This is a genomic window from Mesorhizobium sp. P5_C1, from assembly GCF_054049815.1.
The window spans coordinates 1-7866 of sequence record NZ_JBFULQ010000253.1; the positions used below are offsets into that span (position 1 = coordinate 1).

A 7866-nucleotide genomic window follows, 5' to 3' on the forward strand; every position below is an offset into this window, starting at 1 on the left:
GTTCGTCGGTCTGGGTCTTGCCGACGAAGCGCGCGCCGGCATCGAGAATCATCTGGACGGCCGGCGCGGTGCGCGAGGCGGCGTCGCTTTCGGAGAATTTCTGCAAATTGCCGCAACCGGTGCGGTAGCCGGCGACGTCGTAGATGTCCTTGACGGCCAGCCGCAAGCCGGCCAGCGGTCCTAGCTCGGCATGTGCCACCGGCATCTGGCGAACGTCGAGAAAGGCGTTGAGGGGGCCGTGCGTGCCTGGCATCGTTCGATATCCGGATACGATTGCACCAACATTGTTCGATGCCAGAAATTTTACAACCTTGGATGCGATTTTTATTGATTGTGAAAGCCGACGCTCTTATATCGCGCTTGCCCAAAGTCGCACGTGCCTGTGGGTGTCCGCCGATCCTCGAATGGTGAGGGAAATCGGTAAGGTAACTGGAGCCAACCCCTCCAGTCGGTTTAGCGGCCAACCGCCAGACCGAGGACACCTTGAAGCAACGACGGTGCGGGCCTTTCTGGTGTTCTGCCGGTTGTCCAAAGACCGGGGTTACTGAAGAGGCACACCTTCATTGCCGGCAGTGCGGACGGGTCTCCCATCCAAGCCAAGGCAGACAAAGCGAACCGAGGCCGGGCAAGGCCAAGGTTCACCGCCGCGAGACGGCGTTTCATGGTTCCGGGGTCTCCACCGGCTGGTTCCATGGATTTCCGTCCCGCCTTTGTCCACCGCGTGTTCGCGAGGCCGACAGCCCGCGTCCCGCAGCCTTATTGCGCGCCGAAAGGCGCTGATGGAGAGACCCCGATGGCTACCCAGCGTATCCTTGACTTCCTCGCCACCCGACGTCCGACCGGCCCCTGCCTCGTCGTCGACCTCGATGTCGTGCGCGACAATTTCCGCGCCTTCGAGAAGGCGCTGCCCGATTCCAAGATCTACTATGCGGTGAAAGCAAATCCGGCGCCGGAAATCCTGCGCCTCCTTGCTGCGATGGGCTCGTCCTTCGACACCGCTTCCGTTGCCGAAGTCGAGATGGCGATGGACGCCGGTGCGCCGGCGGACCGCATCTCCTTCGGCAACACCATCAAGAAGGAGCGTGACATCGCACGCGCCTACCAGCTCGGCATCCGCCTGTTCGCGGTCGACTGCGTCGAAGAGGTCGAGAAGATCGCCCGCGTCGCTCCCGGCGCGCGCGTGTTCTGCCGCGTGCTGACCGATGGCGAGGGCGCCGAGTGGCCGCTGTCGCGCAAGTTCGGCTGCGTGCCGGCGATGGCCGTCGACGTGCTGCGCCATGCCAAGGGGCTCGGCCTCGACGCCTATGGCGTGTCGTTCCATGTCGGCTCGCAGCAGACCGACCTGACCGCCTGGGATCGTGCGCTGGCCGACGCCAAGACGGTGTTCGCGACGCTGGCCGAGGAAGGCATCGTGCTCAAGATGGTCAATATGGGCGGCGGCTTCCCGACGCGCTACCTGCGTGACGTGCCGGCGGCCAAGGCCTATGGCCAGGCGATCTTCTCGGCGCTGCGCAAGCATTTCGGCAATGCCATTCCGGAAACCATCATCGAGCCGGGCCGCGGCATGGTCGGCAATGCCGGCGTAATCAAGTCGGAAGTCGTGCTGATCTCGAAGAAGGCCGCCAACGACAATGTGCGCTGGGTGTTCCTCGACATCGGCAAGTTCGGCGGTTTGGCCGAGACGATGGACGAGGCGATCCGCTACCCGATCGTCACCGCGCATGACGGCACGGAGACCGCGCCTTGCGTGCTCGCCGGCCCGACATGCGATTCCGCCGACGTGATGTACGAGAAGACGCCTTATCCGTTGCCCTTGTCGCTGACCATCGGCGACGAGGTGCTGATCGAAGGCACCGGCGCCTACACGACCACCTACTCGGCGGTCGCCTTCAACGGCTTCGAGCCTCTCCGATCCTACGTGATCTGACGGTTCGCAAGAGCCGCTCAGATCATCCCAGGTGGGCGTCTGGCGTCCACCCGGGCTCGCCTGTGGGACAGATCTCCGCTCGCTAGGGATTGCGGAAATGGACATTGCAAATTTCATCGATGAGGGCGTCTGGCCGATCTCCCCCCTTGTGGGGGAGAGTGCCCGCGCCATTGCCATCGTCGCCGAAACCTCAGCCGACGTTGCAGCGCGCGAAGCGCTGCTAGACGACGCCATGGGTCCGATGCGCAGGAAGAAGTCTTCGGAGAAGCTGCGGCGCGGCCRCCGGCCCTCGGAAGGCCTGGCCTTCGTCGCTCGTGATGCATCCGGCGCCGTCGCCGGCACCGTGCGGCTGTGGGATGTCAGGCTGGGCGAGGGCGGTCCGGCAGCGCTGTTGCTTGGTCCGCTCGCCGTCGAACCGTCGCTCAAGAGTGCCGGCATCGGCTCGGCGCTGATGCGTCATGCCATCGCCGAGGCGGCGCGGCTTGGCCATGCGGCGATCCTGCTGGTCGGCGACGCGCCCTATTACGGACGCTTCGGGTTTTCGGCCGTCAGGACCGGTTCGCTCGCCATGCCCGGCCCTTATGAGCGGCACCGCCTTTTGGCGCTGGAACTGGTCGACGGCGCGCTTGACGGCGTACACGGCACGCTGAAGGCGGCGGGGCGCAAGCTGAAGGCGCAGCAGCTGACGTCGGCGGCCTGAGCTGCAAGGGCTGCCCGAAGCGGCCACTCGGCTGCGGCTCAAAACAAAAACGCCGCCCATCGGGCGGCGTTTTGTGCGGCTCACAAGCGGTCAGCCGATCAGCTGGCTGAGCGCCATGGCGACGGTCATGTCGCCTTCGACCTTTATCTTGCCGGTCATGAAAGCCATGGTCGGGTTCAGGTCGCCCGATATCAGCGAATCCAGATCGTCGAGCGAGAGCTTGATGGTGCAATCGGCGGGTCCGTCAGTGGTTGAAATGGTTGTGCCATCGATGACGATGACGCCATCGGCGCCGGTGTCGAATTTCACCGAACGATCGAATCCGCTGCTCGCCACGCGCGACTTGATCTTCTCTGCAATCTCCTGAACGCTCACGCTGTTCTCCTTGTCTGTTGCATCTGTCGCGCAGCGGCGCTCGAAGCTCCATGCCGCGCGCTTTCGCGATCACGGTCGCATATAGCTTTGGGTTGACGTTTACGTCAACGCGGATTCCGGTGGCTGGTTCCTATCGCCGCAGCGGATGACGTCTCGGCGAGAGGCGCAACGGCGAGCCGGGCAGCTCAATGTTCCTTGAATGCCTTGGTCATTTCCGCCGCTGTCTCGCTTTTCTTGCGGCGCAGCCAGTTGTCGCGGATTTCGTCCTTGCTCAGGAAATTGACCTGATCGATCAGAACTTCATGCACCAAAGTGGCGCCGACACGGGTGTTGACGGTATCGCGGATCGCGGCGCGGAAGGCATCGAGGTCGATCGTCGCCTTATTGGTGAAGTCGATCTGCGGATTGGAATAGAGGTAGGTATAGACCTGGTCCGTGATGAGCGCTTCCGCTGGAATGGACAGCTTCTTTATCTGCTCGGGCTCGACCGTGTAGACAAGCTTGGTCAGGAAATAGCCGCCGATCTGGGAATCGCGGATCAGCGGTACCGAAATGATGTCGGTCTTGACGTAGTCCAGGCCACCCAGCATCGGCTTCGGTGTCTCGCCGACACCACGCTCGCCGGCTGCCTGGAACGAATAGAACACGGCGCCCAACGTGGCGGCGCAGATCCAGACGGCGATGGCGATGACCTTGAGCATCAGGCCTTGTCATTTCCTGGCGATGGGAAAGCGGCACTATCTTTTTGCCTGGGCATTGTGTTCGACATCATGCCTTCATCCAGCCGAACTCGCCGGCGGAATAGGTGCCGTCGGTTTCCGCGCGCTGGATGGCGTGCCGCAGCAGGCTGGCAACCTCGTTGACCGCGCTGAGGTGAGCCAGGATCGCCGCCTCGTTCTTGGCCAGCTTCTGGCGCAGCCGGGTCAGGCCCTCGCGGTGCTGTTCGAGGAATTCGGCTTCGCTGCCGCCCCGCATGGCGCGCGTCAGTTCGTAGAGATAGCGGCTCTTGCGGGCGTTCGACGCCTTGAGATCATAGTTGGTCGCGTTGCGGATGCCGGCCGTCTCTTCCTCGACCACTTCCTCGATGCGGCCGATGATGGCGGCAAGGTTGCCCGGCCGGGCGAACGGGATCGGCGCTTCCGACGCGGTCGTGCGTGCTGGCAGGTTGGCGGTGAATTCCGAAAAGTCGGCCATGAGAATCCCGGTCTGGTTAGATTGAACTCGGATACGCACTGTCTCAGTGTTTTGGCATGATCCTTCCCAAAACCGGCTGCCGGTTTCGGGGGCATTCCTAGATCTTGATGTCTGTCTTGATGGCGGTGTCGTCACCGGCGATCGACCGGGCCGCCTTGCGTTGCAATTCGTGGACCAGCGAGGTCGACAGGCTGTTCTGTTGATCGATCTCGGTCTTTTCCGGCCCGCCCGATACCGGACCGACCGGCACGACGCGCTTGCCTTCGAGATAGTGGTCGGCGAGCATCGACTTGGCGATGCCGATGCCGCCGCGTTCGGCCATCACGTCGGCCACCCGCTCGGCAAGCTGCGATTTCCACATGTCGCCGGCGAGGCCCTTGCCGTAGACGCCTTCGGTGTCCTTGGGCAGCATGTTCTGGATGAAGGTCTGCAGCACCATCGCCTCGAACTTCTTGAACTTCTTGGCCGGGTCGGTCGTCGCGGCCTTGTCGGCGGTGGCCCGCGACAGGATCGAGCCGGCATCGACCGAAGCGGCGGTGTCGACCGAAAAAGTCCCGGCAGCACCGCCGGCGCGCTTGGTCAGCGCGGCACGGGCGGCCTCGATGTCCGTCGGGTCGATGGCTCGGGCCACATCCATAACGATGTCGCTGGGTGGAGAAATCGCCAAGAAAGTCCGCCTTTTATCGGTTTTCCTTAGCCAGACCATGCCTCAACAAGCTTGTGGCAGGCTTGCGCGGCAGTCGGGGGTGGAACGCAGGCATGTTTCTTGGTCCCGTCGCCAACTGCGGACATCGCCAAGCCACCATTCGGACGTCGCGTTTTTGGCCGAAAGCGGAACGTCGGCTCCCTAAATGACATGGCTGGAAAGCCTACCGCTGTATGCAGCGTAGTGGACCGACCGCAGGGACGCCGAACGGAGCGACGTCCTACTTCACCGTAATGGCCATACCGCTGAGATCGGCGTTGACCTGCATGCCTACCTGCTTGCCGGTGAGCTCGAGTTGGGCGCCCTTGTCGTTGGTCATGACGATCACCTGGGCCCCTTTGCCGAGCGCACCGCCACCGCCCGCCGCCCCATAGACCCCCGTTACATCCCGGACGCGGCGAATGTGGCGAACGGTACCTTGGAAGTAGGTCTTGGAAACCCCGAAGGCGAGGCCGCCCGAGATGCCGCCGACAGAGACGGGATAGCGGCGGCCATGGAATGTCAGCGTGCCTTCGCCTCCAGAGCCACCCACAAAGAATGCAGCCTTATAGACGGAGAACCGGATCGTGCCGCTGTCGGCATGCGCGGCGCTGGCGAGGCCTACTCCCGCAGTGGCGATGGCGGCAAACGCGACTGAACGAAACGTGGACGACATGTTCATGATGAGAACTCCTTAAGATCGCCGCTTACCCAGCGGGCACGTCAGCGTCGTATCAGAGGTGAACAGTCTGGCCCGTCATTTGTTCCAAGCACGCGGGCTGAATCCGGCTGCGAGATGGCCGCCACGATCCCGGTCGCGTAGCCAGGTTCCACTAGGAAGCAGGAAGGCCAGCCCTCGACAGCATTTCAAGGAATCTCGCGTGATGATGATCCTTCACATAGCGTGGCACAAAGCCGGGGCAGACATTACCGAGGTTGAGATGAGGAAGCTGTGACAGGCAATGATGGATGGCCCGTGTCGCTTCTTCGTTGTTTCCGGTTGCCGAAGCGGCCGCGGCCCAATAAAGGGCGCCACGAACGAAGCCCGGCTTTGTCCTGACCACTTTGCGAGCGACTTCGAGCGCCCGCCGGTCGTCTCCGCCGGCGAACAGTGCCACAGCCAGGCCATGGTGACGCCAGAAGTCGATGACGTCATACGTGCCGAGCCGGATCGCCTCGTTGGCCTCACGCACTGCTTCACTTACCTGTCCGCGCAACGCAAAGAGCATCGAAATATCGCCGTGGCCACTCGGATAGCTTGGGTTGAGGCTGATCGCATGTTGGCATTCGGCGATCGCCTCGTCGATTCGGCCGGAACTTTCGAGAGCGAATGACAGGATGCAGCGGGCAATTTCGTCGTCGGGCACTGCCCGTACCGCTGCTTCCGCAAGCTCAACCGCACGCTCGATCTGCCCTGGCTCGCGAGGCAGCGCGCCAAACGCCACGCCCATAGAAATTACAATCGAAAGCGTCCGCTGTGCACGGGCGTTGTCGGGGCCCACCGAAACCGCCTTCTCGGCAAGCTCTATCCCGACCAACAGTGAGTCCCGGGTCATCTCAAAATATTTCATGAGAGCTTCGTTCACCAACCTGCGCACTTCAGGGGCGCCCGGCGGGCTCTTGTCGCGAACCTTCCAATTGGTCAGTTGAAGTTCGAGGATCACAGCCAGCACAACCGACTGTGCGATCCGGTCCTGGAATTCGAGCGCGTTCTCCGAGTGGCCGTCGAACTTCTGGGCCCAGACATTATGGCCGCTGCCAGCATCGACAAGCTGGACGTTCACCCTCAGCCCGTTGCCGGATCGCTGGATGCTGCCGCTGAGCATGTATCGCGCCCGGAGCATTCCGGGCGTTTGGGGTTCATCGCCGCTCTTGTCCTTGGACGGAAGCGCGGAGAGCACGACATAGTCGGCCACCTCGGAGAGGGCCGTGGTTATGTCCTGGACGAGCCCCCTGGCGAAAAAGTCGTCGCCTCGCTTTCCGGTCAGGTTGACGAAGTCGGCAACGCTGATGGAGGGGCGCCCGGGGCGCTGGCCGGCCGGAGCACCATTTGTCGGTTGCAGATTTGACGTCGTGTCGGCGGCAGATAGCAGGGATTGCCAAAGCGCCCGCGTCTCAGGGCTGGTTTCAACGCCGAACTCCTTCTTCACCATGCTCCTGCAAGCCTCATATGTCCTTATCGCCCTGTCGCGCTGGCCACACGCGGCGAGCAATTCCATCTTGAGCCGATAGGACTCCTCCCGCGTCGGTTCCATGGCCAGAACTCGATCCGCCAGGGCGAGTCCGGCCTCTGTGTCCACGAGGCGGGCGAGTTTTTCGAAGGACTCAAGCGCGCGGCCCAGCAGCCTGTCGCGTTCAGCCGCCGCCCAGTCGTCGAAAGCGTTGCTTCCCAGATAAACCCCATCAAGAAACGGTCCGGTGTAGTGCGCCAGAGCCGTCTCGAGTTCCGGCGCGGAACGCGCGGAGAGCCCGGATTCAAACTCGTCGACGTCAACTCGAACCGCATCCGGCCTGAGGGCGATCAACTCCCTCCGAGAATGGACGATATCCACCCCCGCCCGTGATAGATCCCGGCGTAGAACGCTGAGGGTTTGCCGCAGGCTGTTGCGCGAGTGTTCGCTGTCGCTATCGCCCCATAGCAGATCAGCCAGCCTTTCCCTTGTCGCCGCCATGCCCGGGCAGCGGGCCAGATAGGCAATGATCGCGGGGCCCCGCTTCCCGGTCAACCAGAGCGGACCGACAGTTTCCTTTTCAATCCGGAACCCGCCGAAGAGTGAGATTTTGCTTGCGGCGACGCTGTCCTCACTTTGCATTTTCTTAACAGGGTCCCAGCCTGACGAAATCCTAACTCAAAACTAACGCTTCGCAACCGGTAGAACCACGCATTCAAGCGCTCCTGTGACGGTAGATCAATTAAGGCATCGCTTAAGTAGGGGCAGCTGAACGAAACGTCGGTCGTGGCGGACCGAACCGGGCGCCCTGAAG

General features: G+C 62.6%; 9 protein-coding genes. 2 read left to right on the forward strand and 7 right to left on the reverse strand.

From position 1 onward, the window contains the following. Nucleotides 1-253, reverse strand: a 253-nt coding sequence (locus ACXJ7R_RS19255; protein ID WP_457153233.1) for an amidase family protein, incomplete at its 3' end; no start/stop codon positions are given. A gap of 540 nt (nt 254-793) precedes the next feature. Between ACXJ7R_RS19255 and odc2 the strand changes: the two genes are divergently transcribed. Together odc2 and ACXJ7R_RS19265 are read left to right on the forward strand one after the other, a co-directional pair. Further along, complete coding sequence (gene odc2, locus ACXJ7R_RS19260; protein WP_095084541.1) at nt 794-1927, forward strand: ornithine/lysine decarboxylase; 1134 nt, start codon at nt 794-796, stop codon at nt 1925-1927. 97 nt (nt 1928-2024) lie between these two features. Continuing rightward, nucleotides 2025-2627, forward strand: coding sequence for a GNAT family N-acetyltransferase (locus ACXJ7R_RS19265; protein ID WP_457153234.1), 603 nt, complete (start codon nt 2025-2027; stop codon nt 2625-2627). Nucleotides 2628-2717: 90 nt separating this feature from the next. Here ACXJ7R_RS19265 and ACXJ7R_RS19270 read toward each other — a convergent pair whose 3' ends face one another. The 6 genes from ACXJ7R_RS19270 to ACXJ7R_RS19295 form a co-directional block, all read right to left on the reverse strand. Then, nucleotides 2718-3002 carry an SCP2 sterol-binding domain-containing protein gene (locus tag ACXJ7R_RS19270; RefSeq protein ID WP_095084978.1) on the reverse strand — a complete coding sequence of 95 codons (285 nt, stop codon included), beginning with the start codon at nt 3000-3002 and terminating at the stop codon, nt 2718-2720. Nucleotides 3003-3187: 185 nt separating this feature from the next. Continuing rightward, nucleotides 3188-3703 (reverse strand): hypothetical protein, encoded by a 516-nt coding sequence (locus tag ACXJ7R_RS19275; protein ID WP_095084540.1) that lies wholly within the window; start codon nt 3701-3703, stop codon nt 3188-3190. A 67-nt stretch (nt 3704-3770) separates the two neighbouring features. After that, on the reverse strand, nt 3771-4196 hold the full coding sequence (locus ACXJ7R_RS19280) for a hypothetical protein (RefSeq protein WP_095084539.1): 426 nt from the start codon (nt 4194-4196) through the stop codon (nt 3771-3773). A gap of 97 nt (nt 4197-4293) precedes the next feature. After that, nucleotides 4294-4902: a rod-binding protein gene (locus ACXJ7R_RS19285; RefSeq protein WP_457153235.1), complete on the reverse strand. Its 609-nt coding sequence runs from the start codon at nt 4900-4902 to the stop codon at nt 4294-4296. A 220-nt stretch (nt 4903-5122) separates the two neighbouring features. Then, nucleotides 5123-5563 carry a hypothetical protein gene (locus ACXJ7R_RS19290; protein WP_457153236.1) on the reverse strand — a complete coding sequence of 147 codons (441 nt, stop codon included), beginning with the start codon at nt 5561-5563 and terminating at the stop codon, nt 5123-5125. A gap of 151 nt (nt 5564-5714) precedes the next feature. Beyond that, on the reverse strand, nt 5715-7694 hold the full coding sequence (locus ACXJ7R_RS19295; RefSeq protein ID WP_457153237.1) for a BTAD domain-containing putative transcriptional regulator: 1980 nt from the start codon (nt 7692-7694) through the stop codon (nt 5715-5717). Nucleotides 7695-7866 lie beyond the last annotated feature (172 nt).

Coding starts and splice junctions, on each gene's coding strand:
- odc2 (WP_095084541.1), top strand. CDS start 794: ATGGCTACCCAGCGTATCCTTGACTTCCTCGCCACCCGACGTCCGACC.
- ACXJ7R_RS19280 (WP_095084539.1), bottom strand. CDS start 4,196: ATGGCCGACTTTTCGGAATTCACCGCCAACCTGCCAGCACGCACGACC.
- ACXJ7R_RS19285 (WP_457153235.1), bottom strand. CDS start 4,902: ATGGTCTGGCTAAGGAAAACCGATAAAAGGCGGACTTTCTTGGCGATT.
- ACXJ7R_RS19290 (WP_457153236.1), bottom strand. CDS start 5,563: ATGAACATGTCGTCCACGTTTCGTTCAGTCGCGTTTGCCGCCATCGCC.
- ACXJ7R_RS19275 (WP_095084540.1), bottom strand. CDS start 3,703: ATGCTCAAGGTCATCGCCATCGCCGTCTGGATCTGCGCCGCCACGTTG.
- ACXJ7R_RS19295 (WP_457153237.1), bottom strand. CDS start 7,694: ATGCAAAGTGAGGACAGCGTCGCCGCAAGCAAAATCTCACTCTTCGGC.